General features: G+C 65.8%; 22 protein-coding genes. 10 read left to right on the plus strand and 12 right to left on the minus strand.

The genetic code is table 11. From position 1 onward, the window contains the following. Positions 1-173: 173 nt before the first annotated feature. Complete coding sequence (locus tag A9X01_RS13220; protein ID WP_065121209.1) at positions 174-1,025, minus strand: enoyl-CoA hydratase; 852 nt, start codon at positions 1,023-1,025, stop codon at positions 174-176. A gap of 35 nt (positions 1,026-1,060) precedes the next feature. Next, positions 1,061-1,333 (minus strand): GlsB/YeaQ/YmgE family stress response membrane protein, encoded by a 273-nt coding sequence (locus A9X01_RS13225; protein WP_065121210.1) that lies wholly within the window; start codon positions 1,331-1,333, stop codon positions 1,061-1,063. A gap of 103 nt (positions 1,334-1,436) precedes the next feature. Here A9X01_RS13225 and A9X01_RS13230 point away from each other — a divergent pair, with 103 nt between their 5' ends. Both A9X01_RS13230 and mbp1 read left to right on the plus strand, forming a co-directional pair. Continuing rightward, a complete protein-coding gene (locus A9X01_RS13230) occupies positions 1,437-1,676 on the plus strand; it encodes a hypothetical protein (RefSeq protein ID WP_155772076.1) in 240 nt (79 codons plus the stop codon). 52 nt (positions 1,677-1,728) lie between these two features. Continuing rightward, complete coding sequence (gene mbp1, locus A9X01_RS13235) at positions 1,729-1,965, plus strand: microaggregate-binding protein 1 (RefSeq protein ID WP_065121212.1); 237 nt, start codon at positions 1,729-1,731, stop codon at positions 1,963-1,965. 71 nt (positions 1,966-2,036) lie between these two features. Here mbp1 and A9X01_RS13240 read toward each other — a convergent pair whose 3' ends face one another. Continuing rightward, on the minus strand, positions 2,037-3,041 hold the full coding sequence (locus tag A9X01_RS13240; RefSeq protein ID WP_065121213.1) for a dihydrodipicolinate synthase family protein: 1,005 nt from the start codon (positions 3,039-3,041) through the stop codon (positions 2,037-2,039). Between the two features lie 114 nt (positions 3,042-3,155). On the opposite strand from A9X01_RS13240, the gene A9X01_RS13245 reads away from it, so the two are divergent. Next, positions 3,156-3,932 (plus strand): TetR/AcrR family transcriptional regulator, encoded by a 777-nt coding sequence (locus A9X01_RS13245; protein WP_065121214.1) that lies wholly within the window; start codon positions 3,156-3,158, stop codon positions 3,930-3,932. Between the two features lie 15 nt (positions 3,933-3,947). On the opposite strand, the gene A9X01_RS13250 is transcribed toward A9X01_RS13245, so the two are convergent. Continuing rightward, complete coding sequence (locus A9X01_RS13250) at positions 3,948-4,841, minus strand: enoyl-CoA hydratase/isomerase family protein (RefSeq protein WP_065121215.1); 894 nt, start codon at positions 4,839-4,841, stop codon at positions 3,948-3,950. Next, positions 4,838-5,527 (minus strand): hypothetical protein, encoded by a 690-nt coding sequence (locus A9X01_RS13255; RefSeq protein ID WP_065121216.1) that lies wholly within the window; start codon positions 5,525-5,527, stop codon positions 4,838-4,840. The genes A9X01_RS13250 and A9X01_RS13255 overlap by 4 nt, the downstream gene beginning before the upstream one ends. A gap of 124 nt (positions 5,528-5,651) precedes the next feature. On the opposite strand from A9X01_RS13255, the gene A9X01_RS13260 reads away from it, so the two are divergent. Genes A9X01_RS13260 through A9X01_RS13285 form a run of 6 tightly spaced genes read left to right on the plus strand, consistent with a single transcriptional unit; the run spans position 5,652 to position 12,582 of the window. Further along, a complete protein-coding gene (locus tag A9X01_RS13260) occupies positions 5,652-6,473 on the plus strand; it encodes an enoyl-CoA hydratase-related protein (protein WP_065121239.1) in 822 nt (273 codons plus the stop codon). Positions 6,474-6,495: 22 nt separating this feature from the next. Then, a complete protein-coding gene (locus A9X01_RS13265) occupies positions 6,496-7,302 on the plus strand; it encodes an enoyl-CoA hydratase/isomerase family protein (RefSeq protein WP_065121217.1) in 807 nt (268 codons plus the stop codon). Continuing rightward, positions 7,302-8,087 carry an enoyl-CoA hydratase/isomerase family protein gene (locus A9X01_RS13270; protein WP_065121218.1) on the plus strand — a complete coding sequence of 262 codons (786 nt, stop codon included), beginning with the start codon at positions 7,302-7,304 and terminating at the stop codon, positions 8,085-8,087. The genes A9X01_RS13265 and A9X01_RS13270 overlap by 1 nt, the downstream gene beginning before the upstream one ends. Continuing rightward, on the plus strand, positions 8,087-9,523 hold the full coding sequence (locus tag A9X01_RS13275; protein ID WP_065121219.1) for a class I adenylate-forming enzyme family protein: 1,437 nt from the start codon (positions 8,087-8,089) through the stop codon (positions 9,521-9,523). The genes A9X01_RS13270 and A9X01_RS13275 overlap by 1 nt, the downstream gene beginning before the upstream one ends. Next, positions 9,513-11,069 carry a class I adenylate-forming enzyme family protein gene (locus A9X01_RS13280; protein ID WP_065121220.1) on the plus strand — a complete coding sequence of 519 codons (1,557 nt, stop codon included), beginning with the start codon at positions 9,513-9,515 and terminating at the stop codon, positions 11,067-11,069. Before A9X01_RS13275 ends, A9X01_RS13280 begins: the two co-directional genes overlap by 11 nt. Further along, positions 11,062-12,582 (plus strand): class I adenylate-forming enzyme family protein, encoded by a 1,521-nt coding sequence (locus A9X01_RS13285; protein WP_065121221.1) that lies wholly within the window; start codon positions 11,062-11,064, stop codon positions 12,580-12,582. The genes A9X01_RS13280 and A9X01_RS13285 overlap by 8 nt, the downstream gene beginning before the upstream one ends. On the opposite strand, the gene A9X01_RS13290 is transcribed toward A9X01_RS13285, so the two are convergent. After that, positions 12,579-12,941 carry an Rv1352/Rv1906c domain-containing protein gene (locus tag A9X01_RS13290; RefSeq protein ID WP_065121222.1) on the minus strand — a complete coding sequence of 121 codons (363 nt, stop codon included), beginning with the start codon at positions 12,939-12,941 and terminating at the stop codon, positions 12,579-12,581. The two genes, A9X01_RS13285 and A9X01_RS13290, sit on opposite strands and share 4 nt — an antisense overlap. A 75-nt stretch (positions 12,942-13,016) precedes the next feature. Continuing rightward, positions 13,017-13,718 (minus strand): TetR/AcrR family transcriptional regulator, encoded by a 702-nt coding sequence (locus A9X01_RS13295; protein WP_253849123.1) that lies wholly within the window; start codon positions 13,716-13,718, stop codon positions 13,017-13,019. A 90-nt stretch (positions 13,719-13,808) separates the two neighbouring features. Here A9X01_RS13295 and A9X01_RS13300 point away from each other — a divergent pair, with 90 nt between their 5' ends. Beyond that, positions 13,809-15,200, plus strand: coding sequence for an NAD(P)/FAD-dependent oxidoreductase (locus A9X01_RS13300; RefSeq protein WP_065121224.1), 1,392 nt, complete (start codon positions 13,809-13,811; stop codon positions 15,198-15,200). Here the strand turns inward: A9X01_RS13300 and A9X01_RS13305 are convergent. The 5 genes from A9X01_RS13305 to fabG are packed head-to-tail and all read right to left on the minus strand — an operon-like array spanning position 15,163 to position 20,213. Then, on the minus strand, positions 15,163-15,843 hold the full coding sequence (locus A9X01_RS13305; RefSeq protein WP_065121225.1) for a GntR family transcriptional regulator: 681 nt from the start codon (positions 15,841-15,843) through the stop codon (positions 15,163-15,165). The two genes, A9X01_RS13300 and A9X01_RS13305, sit on opposite strands and share 38 nt — an antisense overlap. Before the next feature lie 2 nt (positions 15,844-15,845). Next, positions 15,846-17,039, minus strand: coding sequence for an acyl-CoA dehydrogenase family protein (locus A9X01_RS13310; protein WP_065121226.1), 1,194 nt, complete (start codon positions 17,037-17,039; stop codon positions 15,846-15,848). Next, complete coding sequence (locus A9X01_RS13315; RefSeq protein WP_065121227.1) at positions 17,036-18,244, minus strand: CoA transferase; 1,209 nt, start codon at positions 18,242-18,244, stop codon at positions 17,036-17,038. The genes A9X01_RS13310 and A9X01_RS13315 overlap by 4 nt, the downstream gene beginning before the upstream one ends. After that, on the minus strand, positions 18,241-19,467 hold the full coding sequence (locus A9X01_RS13320) for an acetyl-CoA C-acetyltransferase (protein WP_065121228.1): 1,227 nt from the start codon (positions 19,465-19,467) through the stop codon (positions 18,241-18,243). Before A9X01_RS13320 ends, A9X01_RS13315 begins: the two co-directional genes overlap by 4 nt. After that, positions 19,464-20,213 carry a 3-oxoacyl-ACP reductase FabG gene (gene fabG, locus A9X01_RS13325; RefSeq protein WP_065121229.1) on the minus strand — a complete coding sequence of 250 codons (750 nt, stop codon included), beginning with the start codon at positions 20,211-20,213 and terminating at the stop codon, positions 19,464-19,466. Before fabG ends, A9X01_RS13320 begins: the two co-directional genes overlap by 4 nt. Positions 20,214-20,255 lie beyond the last annotated feature (42 nt).

Genomic DNA, 20,255 nt, shown 5'->3' on the forward strand with positions numbered 1-20,255 from the left:
CCCGTTTTTTTTTTCACCCAGACCCCGCCACCCCCGCTCGCGGAGCGTCTCGTGGGCGCGGAGATGTGCATAAGACCCACCCGCCAAACGACGACGACCCACCACCCTTCTGATGGCAGACATGTGAAACCCTAGTTACGGCAACGAGATTCGACGTCCCCTGCGGAATCTCGTCACCCCTCGGATGGACTGAGCGGCGGAAACTGCGGCGGCCGCTTCTGCAGAAAGCTGACGATTCCTTCGACAACGTCGGGCCGCGGCAGCGCTTCCCACATCAAGGCTTCGGCATCCGCCGTGGCCGCGGCCACGTCGCGCGTGGCGTCGCCATATGCCTGCCTCTTGATCACCGCCATGGCCGTCGGCGAACAGTATTTCGCGATGTCCTCGGCGTATTCCAGCACTCGCGGCATCAGGTCTTCCGGAGGCACCACTTCCTTCACCAAACCAAGCGCGGCCGCCTCGTCGGCCAAGAAGGTACGTCCACTCAAAAGCAGTTCGAGCGCAACACCCCAACCCGCCAAGCGCGGCAGGATCCAGGAGATGCCGAATTCCGCGATCAACCCGCGGCGAGCGAAGACCGCGCCGAACTTCGCACCGGCCGCGGCGAAACGGATATCGCACATCAGCGCCTGGGTCAGGCCGATGCCGACGCACGGGCCGTTGATCGCCGCGATGACGGGCTTGCGCAACTCGGTCACAAAGTGCGGCGGGCGGTCACCGACCAGATCGGCGAGGCTCTTGCCGCCCGCGCTCTCCACCGACTTCCCCACGCCGCCGGACGATTCCGACGACCCGAGATGTGCGCCGGCACAGAACGCCCGTCCGCGACCGGTCACCACGATCACCTTGATAGCGGCATCCCGTTCGGCACGGTCGACGGCCGCGTAGAACGCGTGCGCCATGTCAGGGCCCCAGGCGTTGAGACGCTCCGGGCGGTTCAGTGTGACGATTGCGACGCCGGCGGGGGTGGCCTCGTAGAGAACCGCATCTTCGCCCTCAGCGGCGGCGTCCGGCGGGTTGGGCACCCATACTGTCTACCTATCGGTAGCGCATTCCACAACTAACGCGACACGCGCCGGCCGGTGATCAGCTTGACGATCGCGAGCAGGATTACCGCACCCAGCAGACAGGTCAGGAAGGAGAACAGCAGACCCCCGCCGGCCACGTCGACACCGAAGCCGCGGAGCAGAAATCCGCCAATGAGGCCGCCGACAATGCCGACCACGATATTGAGCACCAGCCCCATCTGCGCGTCGGTCTTCATGATCTTGCTGCCGATCCAACCGGCCAGACCGCCGATGATGATCCAACCGATGACTCCCAGAGTGAGCATTTTCAATCCTTTCGAGGGCGGCGGGCCCCAGCCGCGCATGAAGGCCCATTGTCACGGGTATGCCCAGCTATCCGCTCCGATAACCGATCCTCGAGGGGACTTCATGGATAGAACGAAGGCAGTCGCTCATCGCCTCGGCCAGGCACGCTCGGCGCTGCTGCGCGCCCAACTGGCCCTTACCCTCTCCCAGCTGCTGTTGTGGGTCTCGCTGATCGGTGGAGTCGTCGGCGCCGCACTGCTATTCGTGCGGCGGCGCGCCCACGCCGCGGAGCAGTCGGCGGCTGCGGCCCCCAAACCGGCCGCGCCCGTGACGAGCGACACGTCACCGGCAAGTTTGCCCTGACCCTCGCTCTGGGAAATGTCCTGACAGGACATCAACCGAAAGGGAGAGCACCATGGCGAACAGCAACAGCGGTCCGGCCGAAGCAGTCAAGGGCGTCGTGGAGGACGTCAAAGGCAAGGCCAAGGAAGTCATCGGCACCGTGACCGGCGCCAACGATCTGGTCAACGAGGGCAAGGCTCAGCAGGACAAGGCCGAAGCCCAGCGCGACGCGGCCAAGTACGAAGCCGAGGCCGAGAAGGCTCGGGCCGAAGCCAAGGTTCAGGAGGAGCGCCAGGAAGCGCAGCAGTAGTCGGTACGGCGGAAGGCCCGGCCATCAACACCGGCCGGGCCGTCGACCAAATAGCCTGTCCCGCAGGGCTTTCAGTCGACCAGCCCGAGCTGGCGATACGCGTTCTCGATTTGCGCTTTTGCGTCCGGCGGCAACACCGCCTGGGGCGGCCGTGAATGCGGATAGTTCCCGATCGGCAAGCCGAGTACGGACGCCGCGTATTTGAACCCACCGCCCCAATGGGTGAAATAGTCAGCCCGCCCCGGGTAGCAGGTGAACCACCCGCCGATATCCAGATCGAACTGGTCCAGACCGGACTCACGGCCGTAGTCCATCGCCTCGAGCAACTTGTCGGCCAGCACCAGATCCCAGTATTCGGAGAACAATCGGCGCTCCGGCGTCTCGAACAGATAGCCGACGGTACCCAGCTGCGCCGGGCAGACGATCCCCGCGCGCAGCCATCCCGCGCGATACACCGTCCGGTCGCATTCCCACAGCACCAAGCCGGGCGCCAGCTCGTGCAACCGCCTGCTGTTCTCCGGACGGAAGGCTCCCTCTTTGGTGGCGCACACCGCGGGCACCTCGTTGTAGATCCGCGCGCTTTCAGCGGCGGTCAACACGTAACCCGAAGACGGCGAGTTGAACATGCCCAATGCGATGTCCGTGCGCGCCGCGATATAAGAGAAGAACCGCAGGACCCCTTCGCCGCCATGAGTTTCCATCGTCGGCGTCTGGAGGTAGGCGATGTCGGCACCCGCCTGCTGCGCGTGCAGCGTCAATTCCAGACAGTCCTTGGCGGACATGGCCGCGGTACAGGCCTGCACGACGACATCGGGGTTTGCTCGCCGGCCCTCCTCAATCGCCACTTCCAACAAGCGCTTTCGCTCATCGATGGTCAACGCCCAGAACTCGGCCAGGCCGCTGGTGCACCACAACAGCGGGTGCCCAAGTTCACCGACGCAGTACCGGACCAGTGTGCGGTAGGCATCCCAATCGATATCGTCGCCATCGGGCCCGCTGAACGGGGTGTAAAGCGAATCACCGATGCCACGCAAAGCGCCGCGGGCCCAAGCCCGCGCCTCAGCGGCCGTCGCCACGGCCCGCCCGCTCTGCCATGTATACAAAAAAGCCTACGATAGGTATTACAGTAGCAGGTGTGAACGGGGTTGAGACCGCGTGCGCACAACATATTGTGACGGAGGTGCCCGGCAGTGGCAAAGCAGGCAACTGCGGAGAAGCGTCAGCGCCGCGAACGTGGGTCCATCAATCCCGACGACATCATCACCGGCGCATTCGAACTGGCGGAACAGGTTTCGATCGACAACCTGAGCATGCCGCTGCTCGGCAAGCACCTCGGCGTGGGCGTCACCAGCATCTACTGGTACTTCCGCAAGAAGGACGATCTGCTCAACGCGATGACCGACCGCGCGCTGAGTAAGTACGTCTTTGCGACCCCTTATGTCGAAGCCGCCGATTGGCGCGAGACGCTGCGCAATCACGCGCGGTTGATGCGCAAGACGTTCATGGGCAATCCGATTTTGTGCGACCTGATTTTGATCCGGGCCGCGCTGAGCCCGAAGGCCGCCCGGGTCGGTGCCCAGGAGATGGAAAAGGCGATCAGCAACCTGGTCGAGGCGGGCCTGTCACCGGAAGACGCGTTCGACACCTACTCCGCGATCTCGCTGCACGTGCGCGGATCCGTGGTGTTGCATCGACTGAACGAGAAGAACGAGTTATCCGACGACGGTAACCGCACCATCGAGGACGCCGTCGCCATCGATCCGGGAACCACCCCGTTGATCGCCCAAGTGACCGGCAAGGGGCACCGTATCGGGGCTCCCAACGAGCAGAACTTCGAATACGGCCTCGAGTGCATCCTCGACCACGCCAGTCAGCTCATCGAGAAGACCGCCAAGCCCGCGGCGAAAGCCAAGAAGGCGGGCCCACGCAAGGCAGCGCCGCGGGCCCGCAGCAGAACCGCTCGCTGACGGCCAAACGCTATGTCAGACTTCGGGTTCCGGCACGTGGAAGTGTTCGTCTCGTAGCCGAAATGCCTCTTTGGTGCCGTGCTGCGCGCGCGTCTTGACGAAATTGAACTCCCCGGGTGCGAACTGCAGGTTCGTGCCGTAAGCGTGAAAGAGATAGCTGGCGACCTCTTCACCCTGATACGCCTGGCTCTGTTCGACGAGCCGGAAAGCCTCCTTGGCGATGACGACGCCATCGGCAGGCATCTTCGCCGCCTTCTCCGCCCAGTACCGGGCTCGCGCGGTGACCGATCCGGGATCGCATGTCTCGGTGAAGATTCCGAACTGGGCGAGCTCACCGGCTTCGACGATGTCACCGGTCAGCAGCAGCCGTCGCGCCAGGACCGGGCCCAGCCGATGGAAGAACATGTGCAGGCTGCCCAAAGCGGGCCCGAGGAAACGCGTAGCCGGCATGCCGATCTTGGTATCCCGGGCAATCACTGAAATGTCGGTCATCAGGGCTATCTCGAAACCGCCGCCCAGGGCATAGCCGGCAATCTCCCCGACCGTCACCTTCGGAAAGCCCAACAGGTTGTGGTAGAAGCCAAATGACTTGCGGTCCACGGTTAGTCGCCGGCGTTGGCTCGGCCGGCCCCGCTTGGACGGCTCCTCACCGTCCTTCGCGCCATACCAGCCGTAGGCGTTGTTCATGTCCGCGCCCGTGCTGAAGGTCCCACCCGCACCACGCAACAACACCACGGTGAGGTCGTCGTCCTCGGCGACCCGATCGAGACACCGGGCGATCGCATCGCGCATGGGCGGGTCGTAGGTGTTGCGGTGCTCGGGATTGTTCAGCGTGATGGTGGCGATCCGGTGGTCGGCATCCACATCGAACAGCACCCGGTCGTCAGCGGGGTCGAAGGAGGCGGTCATCTGTCTAGCTCCTCTCGGCGCCTGCCGAATTGGGTGGTCGAAAGCTGTTCCGGCCGGGACGCCAGCGTGTTGACCTCGCCGATGCACAGCACCTCCTCGCCGAGCAGCAGCCGGGCCGTCGAGGTGATGCCGCGCTCGGTCTGCGTTCGCGCGATGTCGAACCGCAACTCGGTCAGTATCGGGGTCGGCCGACGGAATGTGACTGTCAGCGAACGGGTCTTCCCGGACAACCCGATCACACAGTTCTGGTGCTGAACAACGCAGTCGAAGAACACACCCAGGAAACCACCGTTCACCAGACCGGGCGGCCCTTCGTAGACCAGCGGGAAGGCGACCCGGCCGGCGGCAGTGTCGGCGTCGAGCCGGTCGAACCGGTACTCCGGGAAGCACGGATTGAAGGCACCGATGTCGGTCGCATGGTCCAGGTAGACCCGCCCGGCATCGGCATGCCGGTCGCCGATCCGCGGGGTCAGGTCGGCCGGTGCCGCGGCGGCGAGTTCACCCTCCCAGACGGCGAACTGCGCGAGCATGGCATCCACGGTCGGATGAGCGTTCTCCAAGGACAACAACAGCGAGCTGAGCCGCCGGATGGCGCCCGCAGCGGCTACCGTCTGGGCCAGCGGCGCCTCGCCAAACCTGGCCCGCTCGGCACGTGCCTGCCCTCGACCTTCGGCGCCTTCGGCCATGCGTCCTCTTTCACCCGGTTCCGTCGGCAGCGTTTCCTTGCTAACTTATACAGCGTATCAATCGTATTGTTTACTGTATGGGTAACCGTATAGTTGGAGATCAGTGGAACAGCCGGATCCGACAGTGACTGACGGGGCTGACTTGACCGAGGCCCAGGGTTCGGTGACGGCGCACCGCGAGGGCGGCATTCTCCGCATCACCCTCGATCGACCATCCCGCCGAAATTCACTGACGCACATGATGATTCAATCGCTCGTCGACGTACTGTCCGATGCGGCGACCGACTACTCGCTGCGCGCGATACACATCCGCGGTGCCGGCGACCACTTCTGCGCGGGAGCGGACTGGGTGGCCACCAACTCCGCCGACGGCAAGCGGCCGCGCACCGGCGATTTGGTGCGACGGGTCCCGCACGCCGCTCACCGCGTCATCGAGCTGGTGCACACCATTCAACTGCCGGTGCTGTGCAGCGTGCGGGGTTGGGCGGCGGGCATGGGCTGCAATCTCGCCCTGGCCGCCGACTTCACCGTCGCAACCAGCGACGCGGTGTTCTGGGAGCCGTTCATGGACCGCGGCTTCAGCCCGGATTCCGGTTCGACCTGGCTACTGCCGCGATTGATCGGTGTGGCCCGCGCAAGGCGGATGCTGCTGCTCGGCGAGAAGGTCGGCGCGACCGATGCCGCCGATTGGGGAATGATCCACCAGGCCGCGCCCGCCGCGGATTTCGAGAACGCGGTTGAAGAGCTGCTGGCCAGGCTGGCCGACGGCCCGACCGTGGCGATCGGACTGACCAAACAGGCCCTCGGGTTCGGGCAGGGCGCCACGCTGGGCGAATCCCTGACGCAGGAGCTGTTCAATCTGGAATTATCCTGTCGAACAAGTGATTTCAGAGAGGGCCTGGAGGCCTTCCGCCAACGGCGCACACCCCAGTTCCGGGGCCGGTGACCTGTTATGAAGGGATGCGACGATGCCGACGTTTGACACCATCGGCTACGACGTCGACGGGCACACCGCGACTATCACGCTGAACCGTCCCGAGGCGCTGAATGCGTTGAGCCCCCACATGATCACCGAGCTCCGTGCCGCTTACGCCGAGGCCGAGAACGACGACCAAGTATGGCTGACCATCGTGACCGGCACGGGGCGCGCGTTCTGCACAGGAGCCGACGTCAAGGAGATTCCCGAAGACGGCAAGGTGATCTACGAGCGTCCTTACCTGTCCACCTATGACCAGTGGGAGGCTCCACAGGAGGGGACGCCGCCGTTTCGCACAATGGCCAAGCCGGTGCTGGCCGCCGTCAACGGATTATGTTGCGGCGCAGGCATGGACTGGGTCACGACGTCGGACATCGTGATCGCATCCGACCGGGCCACGTTCTTCGATCCGCACGTCAGTATCGGGCTGGTCGCCGGACGCGAGTTGGTGCGGATCTCACGGGTGCTGCCGCGCTCGATTGCACTGCGGATGGCACTGATGGGCAAGCACGAGCGGATGAGCGCGCAACGCGCCTACGAACTCGGGTTGATCAGCGAGATCGTCGAACATGACCAGCTGCTGGATCGAGCCCGCGAGATCGCCGACATCGTCAACTCCAACGCACCCCTGGCGGTTCGGGGAACTCGGCTGGCAATACTCAAGGGCCTCAACGTCCCACTGCACGAAGCTGAGATCATGGCAGAGACATTCCGTGAGCGGGTACTGCGCACCGACGACGCTCAGGAGGGCCCGCGCGCATTCGTGGAGAAGCGGAAACCGAATTGGCAGTGTAAGTGATGAGCCACCAGTTCGAGACCATCCTCCTTGACATCGACGCCGCCGCCCATGTCGCCACCATCACGCTGAACCGACCCGACCAGCTCAACGCGTTCAACCGCACCATGTGCCTGGAGATGGCCGAAGCATGGCGCACGGTCAAGCTGGACGACGCGGTCCATGCGGTGGTGCTGCGGGCCGTCGGCAGCCGCGCTTTCAGCGCCGGCCTGGACGTCAAGACGCCCTACGGTCAACCCGAAAACATCTGGAATCACGAAGATCCCGGTGAATACCTCAGCCCCAAATGGCAGAAGATGTGGAAGCCTGTCGTCTGCGCCGTTCAGGGCATGTGCACGGCGGGCGCCTTCTATTTCGTCAACGAATCCGACGTGGTGATCTGCTCACGCGAGGCGACGTTCTTCGATTCCCACGTCTCGGTGGGTCTGGTCTGCGCGCTGGAACCAATCGGGCTGATGCGCCGCGTCGGCCTGGGCGACACGCTGCGCATGGCACTGATGGGCAACGACGAGCGGGTCAGCGCGGACACCGCCCTGCGCATCGGCCTGGTGACCGAAGTGGTGGAGCCCGATCGGCTTTGGGAACGCGCGCACGAGATCGCTGCGACGATCGCCGCTCACCCACCGACGGCGACCCAGGGCACCGTGAAGGCGATCTGGGAATCTTTGGACAAGCCCTACCGGACCGCGATGGAGCAGGGACTCATCTACACGCGGCTGGGCAACCCGTTGGGCCAGGCCGAACTGGCCGACCAGCGGCCCGCCAAGCGAAAGCCGCAGATCCGCTAGTGCCCGACCATCCACTCAGCCTGCGCATTGCCGATGTGCTTGACCTGCAACCGGATTCACCGGCCATCGAGTACGACGGCACCTGGTTTTCCTGGGGGCAGGTCGGCGCGGCGGCGCGGCAAATCGCGTCGTGCGCGCAGGGCACCGACGTGGGAATGCTGTTACGGAACAGGCCCGCTCACGTTGCAGCGTTTCTCGGCGTGCTGCTCGGCGGCGGGACGGTGGTCACCGTCAACCCCGCCCGCGGCGACGAGCGCACCCGCGCCGACATCGAGGCGCTGCGGTTGCCGTTGATCATCGGCGAATCCGAGGATTTGACAGCCCTGGTTGGCGGGGCGCCGGCAATCTCGATCTCGGACATCTTCGACCGGCCCGCCCAATCTCCCGTTCTGACGGGGATCGCTTCCGGCATCGCGGTGCGCATGCTGACCAGCGGCACGACCGGGCCGCCCAAGCGGATCGATCTCAGTTACGACATGCTGGCCCACAGCGTGATGGGCTCCGAGTACCGCGACGCGCCACGGCCCACTGCACTGCGTCGCGGGGTGGCGATCGTGAACTCCCCGCTGGTGCATATCGGGGGCGTGTTCCGGGTGCTGCAATGCATTGCCGACGCCAGACGCTTCGTGCTGCTGGAGCGTTTCGAGCTGACGCAGTGGGCCGCGGCGGTGCGCCAACACCGGCCGCGCACGGTGTCACTGGTGCCCGCCGCGCTACGCACCGTTCTGCACTCGGACCTCACGCGGGCGGATCTGTCCAGCATTCGCGCCGTGACCTGTGGCACCGCACCGTTATCGGCTGACGACGCCGACGCGTTCACGGACAAATATGGTATCCCCGTCCTCACGTCCTACGCCGCAACCGAATTCGGTGGTGGCGTCGCCGGCTGGACACTCGCCGACCACCAGCAATACTGGAAGGCCAAGCGCGGCAGTGTGGGTCGCGCCAATCCGGGTGCGCAGCTGCGGGTGGTCGACGACGGTGGCACTCCCCTGCCGCCAGATCAGGTTGGTCGGCTGGAGGTCAAGCCCGCCCAGCTTGGCTCGTCGGCGCCGTGGATGCGCACCACCGACATGGCTCGTATCGACTCCGACGGATTCGTCTGGATCGTCGGGCGGATCGATCAGGCCATCATCCGCGGCGGTTTCAAGGTGATGCCCGACGACGTGCGCGCCGCGCTGGAGAGCCATCCCGCGGTCGCCGGGGCGGCCGTGATCGGACGCCATGACGACCGGCTGGGTGAAACCCCGGTGGCGATGGTGGAGCTTCGCAGGGCGGTGTCCGCCGAGGAGCTTGTCGAATACCTGCGGGCCCGACTGGCCCGCTACGAGATCCCCACCGACATCGCCATTGTCGATGCGATCCCGCGCACCCCATCCGGCAAGGCCGACCTGGGCGCCGTCCGAGGCTACTTCGCAGTCGACCATGCCCGGTGAACCCGACACGATCGCCGAGGTTCTTCGGCAGCAGGCACAGTCGCGGGGGGATCACCCATTACTGGTGTGCGACAAAGAGCGCATCAGCTACGTAGAAGCCGACCGACGTTCAGCCGATCTCGCCTGCGAACTGATCGCGCTGGGCGCCGGCAAGGGCACCCACGTCGGGTTGCTCTACCCCAACGGCACCGACTTCGTCGTCGGCATGCTGGCGGCCGCCCGCATCGGCGCGGTGGTGGTGCCGTTCTCCACCTTCATGACAACCGGTGAACTGCACCGGCAACTGGTGCACAGCGACACCGCTTTGTTGCTGAGCGCCCGCTCGTTTCGAACTCATGACTATGTGCAGCGGTTGACCGAACTGCTCGGCGGCATCGATGGCGAGCTGTTCCACCCCACCGTGCCGCAACTGCGCCGCGTCCTGGTCGGCCCGGGTGACCACCCGCGCGCCGACCCCGGCCTGTTGCGGGCCATGGAGGACGACGTCGACGGGTCAGACGTATTGACGATCGTCTATACGTCCGGATCCACCAGCACCCCCAAGGGTGTCGTGCACACGCACGCCGCGCTGCTCGCACACCAGCGCAGTCTCAACACCATCCGCGGTTTGAGCGCGCAGGACCGGCTGTTCTGCAACTCGCCGTTCTTCTGGATCGGCGGGTTGGCGTTCGGGTTATTGGCCACCCTGGTCGCGGGTTCCACGCTGGTGTGCTCGAACGCAACCGACGCTGGGGCCGTTCTCGACTTGATCGAAGCCGAAAGGCCTACCATCACCAACGGTTTCGTGGCCGGCATCGACCACCTGACCGAAGACCCGAGCTATCCGCGGCGTGACCTGTCGTCGCTGCGGCGCGGCAACCTGTACCCGATCATGGCGCCGGAGACCCGGCCGGCCGACCCCGAACTGCGGCACAACATGCTGGGTCTGACCGAAGCCGGAAGCGTCCTGCTGATCAGCGACGACGAATCCGACCAACCCGAGCATCGCCGTGGCTCCTACGGCAAGCCGGCGCCCGGATTCCAAACCCTGATAGTCGACCCGGATACGGGGGTGCCCGTCCGGCCCGGCCTTGTTGGCGAGATCGTCGGCGAGCTGTGCATACGCGGACCGCATGTGATGCAGGGGTACTACAAACGCAGCCGAGAGCAGTGTTTCGACGCCGACGGCTGGTTCCATACCGGCGATCTGGTGCGCGCCGACGATGACGGTTTCATGTATTTCGTGGGCCGCAGGTCCGGCATGATCAAGACGGGTGGTGCCAATGTCTCGGCCGCCGAGGTCGAGAAGACGCTGGCCACCCTCGGTGTGACGGCACACGTCTTCGGGCTGCCGGACGCGCGGCGCGGGCAGGTGGTGGTCGCGGTTGTCGCCCTGCCGGACAGCGCCACGGCCTTCGACGAGGAAGCGCTGCGTGACCGACTGAAGACCGAGCTGTCGTCCTACAAGATCCCCAGACGTTTCATTGCCTTGCCTCGCACCGACATACCGCTGCTGTCCAGCGGCAAGGTCGACCTCGAGCAACTGAAGAGGCTGTTCGATGGCTGACACGATAGCTGGTCTTCTGCGGGCACAAGCCGCTCAGCACGGCAGCAAACCAATGGTCATCGACCCCGCGTCGCGGATCAGCTATGGCGAACTCGACACGACCACAGGGGATATGGCGGCCTCGCTTATCGCTTCCGGAGTGCGTAAAGGCACCCGGGTGGGATTGATCATGCCCAACTGCACGCGCTGGGTGCAGATCGCCATTGCCGTCACACGCATCGGCGGGGTGCTGGTTCCGTTGAGCACGCTGCTGCAACCGACCGAGCTCGTCGCAAAACTGCGGATGGCGTCGGTGCAGTTCCTGGTCAGCGTCGAAGAGTTCCGCGGCCACCGGTACCTCGACGCGGTCCGGGCGGCGCCACGCACCGAACTTCCTGCGCTGCAGCATGTCTGGCCCGCGGAGTCGTTGGCACCGACCACCACCGAGGCCGCCCACGGGCTCGTCGATGCCCTGGCCGCGACCGTTACCCCCGCCGACCCGTTCGTCATCATCTTCACCTCGGGCAGCAGTGGCCCGCCCAAGGGTGTCGTGCACTCGCACGGCAGTGCGTTGGGCGCGGTGCGCTCGGGATTGGCGGCCCGCTGCATCACCCCCGACACCCGCCTGTACCTTCCGATGCCGTTCTTCTGGGTGGGCGGACTCGGCAGCGGCATCCTCTCGGCGCTGATCGCCGGCGCCACCTTGGTCACCGAGGAAAGGCCGCAACCGGAGAGCACACTGCGGCTGCTGGAGAAAGAACGCGTCACCCTGTTCCGGGGCTGGCCAGACCAGGCCGAAGCATTGGCGCGAGATCCCAACCGGGCCCAAACCGATCTGACTGCGCTGCGCCCGGGCAGTTTGGAGGCGCTACTGCCTCCCGATCGGCGTGCGCAGCCCGGTGCGCGAGCAGCCCTATTCGGCATGACGGAATCGTTCGGTCCTTACAGCGGGTATGCCGCCGACACCGACCTGCCCGCATCGGCCTGGGGCAGCTGCGGAAAGCCGTTCCCCGGCATGGAGATTCGCATTGCCGATCCGGACACGGGCAATCCGGTCCCGGTGGGCACCATCGGCATGATCCAGCTCCGGGGACCACACATGCTGCGCGGGATCTGCCGCCGCAGTAGAGAAGAACTGTTCACCGCGGACGGTTACTACCCCACCGGCGACCTTGGCCGGCTGGACACCGACGGCTTCCTGTTCTATCACGGTCGCTCGGACGACATGTTCAAAGTCAGCGGTGCCACCGTCTATCCCAGCGAAGTCGAAAGAGCCCTGCGCAGTATTGACGGAGTGCGGAGCGCCTTCGTCACCGATCTGCCCGGCCTCGGGGGGAAGCGGGTGGGCGCGGCTGTGGTGTGCAGCGGCCGTACCGTGGACGAAGTACACGGCGCGGCAAGGGAACTCCTCAGCTCGTTCAAGGTGCCTACAGTGTGGCTGCTGCTGGGCTCCGACGACGAGGTTCCGCGCGGCGGCACCGGCAAGGTGGACACCCGGCGACTGCGGGAAATGTTGTCCGAAACAAACCCTTAGGGGACCCGCGTCCACGGTTGACAGTTCTGCGACTCGAACGCCTTCACCGACGTGTTGATGTTCGCGAACATCGGTCCGACCGAGATGTTCGTCTGTAGCACATGGTCCTTGTTGGCGTCCGGCGTGCTGTAGGTGAACCAGGCGCACATCGAATCCTGGGTCGGCACATTGTTGATCCACACCCCGAAGGTGGACGCCGACCCGGCCGTGCGATAGAGCCCCGGTGCGATGTCGGGCCCCACCACGAAGACCCCGTTGCCGGGAATGGGATCCAACGGTTCGGCGGTGGCCGGCGGCGCCCACGTGATCGCCGTTACGCACACCAACAATCCGGCAGTAGCACGAGACACGCGGCGCATTTGCTCTCCCTGCGATGGGCCCCTTGACAGCACCTTATGCTTAGAAGCCCCCGCCCAACAACAGATCTCCCCCCGTCAGGTGATCCGTGGCAGCGGCACGCGGTCGCCGACTTCACCGCTTGCGTTGCGCAGGTCCGCACTCGCCAGACCCTCCCGCAGCAACCAGCGCGCCAGTTCCAGTGTCTCGGCGATCTCGGAATCGGAAAGGGCCAGCCCCTCAGGCTGCAACCGCAAGGCGATCACCCCGTTCCACGCCCCCCACAGGTACCGGGTCAGTCGCATCGAGTCGACGGGACGTGCCTCCCCCGCTGCGATCGCGTTGTCGATCTGGGCGGCGAATCGCTGCAGCAGCTCCCCGACCCGGTCGCGGATTTTAGCCTCGGTCCCGTCGTGGCCGGAAAGCGGTGTGGTGCCGGGGTTTCGGTAGGCCAGGAAATGAAATGCACCCGGGTGCTCGAGGTGGAACCGCAGGTAGGCGTCGCCGCCGGCCAACACGCGCTGCAGCGGCGTCAGCGCCGGATCCTCACTGCGCGTCATGTATTCGGCGAACAGCTTCAGGGAGCGATCGACCAGGTGCAGATAGACCCCGCGCTTGCCGTCGAAGTGCGTGTAGATCGTGCCGACCGAAACGTCGGCGGTCGTAGCGATCTCTTCGATCCGCGCTCCGTCGTAGCCCTCGCGACTGAAGACGACCTCAGCGGCATCCAGGATCATCGTGCGGGTCCGGGCGCGTCTGCGCTCGGCGCGGTCGGCCGCGCGAGTGGGACTGACGGACACCCACAGAGCATAGGCAGCCGGACATATTAGAAGTCAATTCAAAAAATGAATGGTCTTCCAAATTGCTCGACGGGCTGGCATCCTCTCCTCATGGACGAGCACGCGGACGTCGTCATCGTCGGGAGCCGTTGCGCGGGTACCGCCGCTGCCATCGCGTTCGCACGACGTGGTCGCGCCGTCGTCGCCCTCGACAGCGCGGCGTTTCCATCGGACACCCTGTCCACGCACCTGTTCTTCCCGCACCACTGGGCGGAGCTGGAAATGCTGGGCGCCCGCGACCGGGTGCTTCGGCTGGGCGCCCCCATGCACACTCGCGCCGGCCTGGCCGCCCCGGGTGTGGAGGTGGTCGGCCGGTTCGAGTCATACCGCGGGTCGTCCGCAGGCAGCTGTGTGCGCCGGCCCGGGCTGGACCTTGCGCTGGTGGAGACCGCTCGGGCGGCGGGCGCCGAGATCCGGGAACGCACCCGGGTGACCGACCTGGTGCGCGACGCAACCGGGCGCGTCACCGGAGTCCGCTACCGCGGCCGCGACGGTTCCGAGGGCACGGTGATCGGCAAGCTGGTGGTGGGTGCGGACGGCAGGCGCTCCACAGTGGCGCGTCTCGTCGGGGCGGCCGAGCATCATCATTGGGACAACCAGCGCATGATGGCGTACGCCTACTACGAGGACACCCGGGACGAATTGCGCAACCTGGCCATGCAGTGGCGTTACGGTGACGACCTGGTCACCGTTTTCCCCTGTGACGGAGGCCAATTGGTCGCTCTGCTGATGCCGCCGGTGGCCCGCGCCGCGGAGTTCCGCGACGATTCCGAAGCCGCATTTCACGACGCGATCCGCCGGGTTCCGCCGTTCGCTGACCGGCTGCGCGGGTGTACCCGGGTAGGCAAGGTCCGGGTGTCCTATTCGCATCCGTCGTACTTCCGGCATTCCCACGGCCCCGGCTGGGCACTGGCCGGGGACGCTGGGCACTTCAAGGATCCGGTGACGGCCCAAGGAATCCGGGACGCGTTGCGCTTCGGACGACTGCTCGGCGAAAGCACGGCTGCCCACCTCGACGAACCACGCGAGCTCGACGCGGCGCTGGCCCGCTGGGAACAAGACCGCGACGACCAGTGCCTACCGATGTACCAGTGGGCGAACCAGCTCGGCCGCGACGACGCGGTATCCCCCATCGAGGATGCGGCCTATCGTTGGTTCGCCGGCCGACCGGGTGGGGCGACCGAGCTACTGGATGTGTTCTCCCGCAACCGCTTACCCACCGAGGTCTTCACCGTCGGCCGATTGGTTCGCTGGGTCACGGCCGCCGCCCGCAACCCGGGGGTGCAGCGCGGCGAGCTGTGGCGGACCGTGCGGCGCGACGTGCGCCGCGAGATCGACCGCATCATCGAGCAGCAGATGTTCAACCGCCGTCGGGCCGCGTCGGCAAGGAGCCTGCTGGGCCCGGCTATTTCTGCGGCTGCTCCACCACTCCACGCTCGATGAGGTGATCGATCAGCGGGACCGCGCTGGCGGCAAGGTGTTCCGACATCGCCTCGCGCGCGAGTTGCTCGTCGTGGCGGGCCATCGCGTCCAGCACGCGTCGGTGGTCCTTGACGGCCTGATCCGGCCAATCCTCGATCTTCGGAAAGACCGACTCGGGTGCGTAGCGGGTGATCTGCGACATCAGCTGCGCCAGCTTCGGTGACGCGGCAGCGATGTTGATCGCCCGGTGGAACTCGTGATTGAGCCGGATCTTGCGTTCATCGTCGTCAGCGGCATACGCGGCCTCGAGCTGGGTTTGCAGGTCTTCTAATTCGCGCAACTGCTCGTCGGTGATGCTGAGCGCCGCGCGTGCCGCGAGCTCACCGCCGACGTGTGCTTGCACGTTGGCGACGTCGGCGAGGTCACGCTGGGTCAGCGGCAGCACCACGAAGCCGCGGCGGGGCTGCTGCGCCACCAATCCTTCGGCGCGCAAAGCGAACAGCGCTTCCCGCACCGGCGTGACGCTGATCCCCAATTCGGCGGCCAGTTGGTCCAGCCGGACGTATTGGCCCGCGGCATAGGTGCCCTCGAAGATTCGCTTGCGGACAAAGCTCGCGACGTCCTCCGAAAGTTGAGGCCGCGCACCGAAATCCGGAACGGTCATGGTCACACCCGGTACTCGTCCAGCAGACGCTTGCTGATGATGGATTTCTGGATCTCGCTGGTGCCCTCGCCGATCAGCAGGAACGGCGCATCGCGCATCAGCCGCTCGATCTCGTACTCCTTGGAATAGCCGTAGCCGCCGTGAATCCGGAAGCTCTGCTGGGTCACCTCGGCACAGAATTCACTGGCGAGGTACTTCGCCATGCCTGCGGCGACATCATTGCGCTCGCCGGAGTCCTTGAGCCGTGCCGCGTTGACCATCATCAGATGTGCCGCTTCGACTTTAGTGGCCATCTCGGCCAGTTGGAACGCGATGGCCTGGTGTTCGGCGATCGGCTTGCCGAAGGTCTGCCGTTGCTGGGCATACTTCACAGCAAGCTCGAATGCGCGCAGGCCGATCCCGCACGCCCGCGCGGACACGTTGACCCGGCCCACCTCGATACCGTCCATCATCTGGAAGAAGCCCTGCCCGGGCCGGCCGCCCAGGATGTCGTCGGCGCTGGCCCCGTAACCGTCGAAGATGAGCTCGGTGGTGTCGATTCCCTTGTAGCCCAGCTTGTCGATCTTGCCGGGAATGATCAGGCCCGGCACCACTTCCCCGAACCCCGTGGGCTTCTCGACCAGGAACGCCGTCAGGTTGCGGTGCGGTTTGTCCGCGCCTTCGTCGGTGCGCACCAGCACCGCCACCAGGGTGGAACTGCCGCCGTTGGTCAGCCACATCTTCTGACCGTCGATGGTGTAGGTGCCGTCGGGATTGCGGGTCGCGCGAGTACGGATGGCGGCGACGTCGGAGCCCAGTTCGGGTTCCGACATCGAGAAGGCGCCGCGCGTCTCACCGGTCACCATCCGAGGCAGGAAGCGTTGCCTCTGCTCGTCGGTGCCGTGCTGGCGCAACATGTACGCGACAATGAAATGCGTGTTCAGGACCCCTGAGATGCTCATCCACCCCCTGGCCAGCTCCTCGACGCACAGCGCATAGGTCAACAGCGACTCGCCCAGTCCGCCGTACTCCTCCGGGATCATCAGCCCGAACAGGCCCATGTCGCGCAGGGCGTCGACGATGGCCTGGGGGTAGGTGTCGGTGCGTTCCAGCTCCGGGGCGTTCGGGATGATCTCTTTGTCGACAAATTGCCGTACGGTCTTGACGATTTCGGTCTGGAACTCAGTCAATCCGAGGGTCTGGGCGAGTTTGGTCATTCGCTCGTTCCTATCGTCCCCGCGGTCGCCAACCGCTTGATGTCGGCCTCGGTCAAACCCAGGTACTCGGCCAGCAGATCCGCGGTGTCCGCCCCCAATCCCGGCGCGGCGGCGCTGGCCGGGTGGACGCCGTCGATTGAGGCGGGCATGGCCGGGGCGAGGTAGTCACCGACACCGGGCTGGTGCAGCCGGGAAAACAACGGATTGTCAGTCACTTTCGGGCCGGCGGCAACCTCTGCGAAGGTGCGGTAGCGCTCCCACAACACCGAGGAGGCCGAGAGCGCCGCGCTGACCTCATCGCCGGTATGGCCGGCGAACCAGGTGCCGAACAGGCCGGAAATCGCATTGCGGTAGCGGTAGCGGTCGCCCTCGGATTCGAAGTCCACCCTCAGCGCCTCGGCCAGTGCCGTCATGGCGGCGCCGGTGCCGGTTATCTCGACCAGATCGCGAAAGTGGCGTCTGGTCAACAGGACAACCATGAACCGGGCCCCGTCTTGACTGACGAAGTCCTGCCCGTACTGGCCGTAGATGGCGTTGCCCAGCCGTTCGCGTTGCGTTCCGACCACCTGCGGCTCGGTGAGCAGGCCCAGGTTGCCCGCCGTCGCCAGCGCGACATCCTCGAGCGCGATGCTGATGCGCGCCCCGATCCCCGACTGCTCCCGGCGGCGGATGGCGGCGACGACCGACAGTGCGGCATACAGCCCGCAGCTGACATCCCAGGCGGGCAGGACATGGTTGATCGGGCCGGCGTGCTCGGCTGGGCCGGTCACCAGCGGGTAGCCGATCGCCGCGTTGACCGTGTAGTCCACCCCGGTGGATCCATCGCCGCGGCCGAGAAGCTGGACATGGATGACGTCGGAGCGCTTGGCCGCCAACGCTTCATGGCTCAGCCATGACATCCCGGCGGCGTTGGTGACCACAATCCCGTCGCCTTCGACGATCAGCCGCTGTACCAGCTCCTGGCCGTCGGGTGAGCGCAGATCGATGGTGGCCGAACGCTTTCCCTTGTTCAGACCGGTCCAATAGATCGAGGTTCCGTCGGCGGCCAGCGGCCAGCGCTGCGTGTCGGCGCCCCCGCCGATGGGGTCGACCCGGGTCACTTGTGCGCCGAGCTGGCTCAGCGTCATGCCGCACAGCGGCGCGGCGACGAAGCTGGACACCTCGACGACGCGGATGCCGGTCAGCGGTAGCGCGGGACCCGTCATGTGACCCGCTCGAAGACCGCGGCCAGGCCCTGGCCACCGCCGATGCACATGGTCTCCAGGCCGTAGCGCGCCTGGCGCCGGTTGAGTTCGCGGGCCAGCGTGGCCAGCATCCGCCCGCCGGTCGCCCCAACCGGATGGCCCAGCGAGATCCCCGAGCCGTGCACGTTGGTGCGGTCGTGGTCGGCCGGGGAGAAGTTCCACTCCCGCATCACCGCGAGGGCCTGGGCGGCGAAGGCCTCGTTGAGTTCGATGAGGTCGATGTCGGCCAGCCGAAGACCCGCCTTGGCCAGCGCGACTTCGGTGGCCGGGACCGGACCGATGCCCATGATGTTGGGCGCCACGCCGGCCGACCCCCACGACACCAGGCGCACCAACGGGGTCAAGCCGTATTCCGCCGCCTTATCCGGGGTGGTGACCACGCACATGGATGCGGCGTCGTTCTGGCCGCTGGCGTTGCCGGCCGTGACCGTCGACTCTGGATCATCCTTGGCCAGAACGGGTTTGAGTCTACTCAAGGATTCCAGGGTGGTATCGGCGCGGGGATGTTCGTCGGTGTCGATCAGCTCTTCGCCGTGGCGGCTGGCCACCCGCACTCCGATGATCTCTTCGCGCAGAATGCCGTCCTTCTGCGCAGCGACCGCACGTTCATGCGACCGCACCGCAAGCTCGTCCTGCTCCTGGCGTGAGATGCCATACTGGCGGCGCAGATTCTCCGCGGTCTCGAGCATCCCACCGGGAACCGGATAGTGACGACCCCCGGCGGTGCTGCGTCCGCGCGCCAGCCCATCGTGCACCCGGACACCGGAACGTGCTCCGCCCCAACGCATATCGGTGGAGTAGAACGCGACGTTGCTCATGCTCTCGCAGCCGCCGGCCACCACGAGATCGTTGTCACCGGTGCTCACCTGCAGGCACGCCTGGATCACCGCCTGCAAACCTGACCCGCAGCGCCGATCGACCTGCATGCCGGGAACGGTGACGGGCAGCCCGGCGTCCAGAGCCACCACGCGCCCGATCGCGGGCGCCTCGCTGCTGGGGTAGCAATGTCCCAGGATCACGTCCTGCACGGCGTCCGGTGCGATGCCGGTGCGGTCGAGCAGTCCCTTGAGCACCGCGACACCGAGGTCTACAGCGCTGAGAGACTTGAACATTCCGCCGTAGCGTCCGATCGGTGTGCGGACCGGCTCGCAGATGACGGCCTCTTGCCGAACCGCACCACTCATAGGTGCCGGCCGCCGGTGATCTCCATGACCGTTCCGGTCATGTACGACGACAGATCCGAAGCCAGGAACAGGGCCACGCTGGCCACCTCGCTGGGCTCGCCGGCTCGTCCCATCGGGACCTCGGCCACCTTGGAATCCCAGATGCGTTGCGGCATCGCCTCCGTCATCGCGGAGCGGATCAAACCCGGCGCGATCGCGTTGACCCGGACATTAAGGTAGGCAAGCTCTTTGGCGGCCGCCTTGGTCATGCCGACGATCCCGGCCTTGGCCGCCGAATAGTTTGTCTGGCCGACCATCCCGACCTTGCCCGAGACGGACGACATGTTGATGATGGCGCCGCGCTTCTTCTCCCGCATCACCGCCGCGGCCAGCCGGGTGCCATTCCAGGTTCCCTTCAGGTGCACGTTGATGACCTGATCGAACTGCTCCTCGGTCATCTTGCGCATGGTCGCATCGCGGGTGATGCCGGCGTTGTTGACCATGATGTCGAGGTCGCCGAAGCGGTCGATGGCGGTTTGGATCAAGTTTTGCACCTGGTCGGATTGGGTTACGTCGCAACGCACCGCGACGGCGACTTCCGCGCTGCCCAGTTTCTCGGCCGCCGCCTCGGTCGCTTCCAGATTGACGTCACCGAGCACCACCCGCGCTCCCTCGGCGATGAACCGCTCCGCTATCGCAAATCCGAGACCTTGCGCAGCGCCAGTGACCACCGCGGTCTGACCTTCGAGTAACGACACCTGTATCACGCACCCTTACCTGTCATGGCCCACCCTCGGGCACCCGTCGGT

Origin of the sequence: Mycobacterium asiaticum (genome assembly GCF_001668675.1) — a bacterium.
In the GTDB taxonomy this organism is placed as follows: Bacteria; Actinomycetota; Actinomycetes; order Mycobacteriales; family Mycobacteriaceae; genus Mycobacterium; species Mycobacterium asiaticum_D.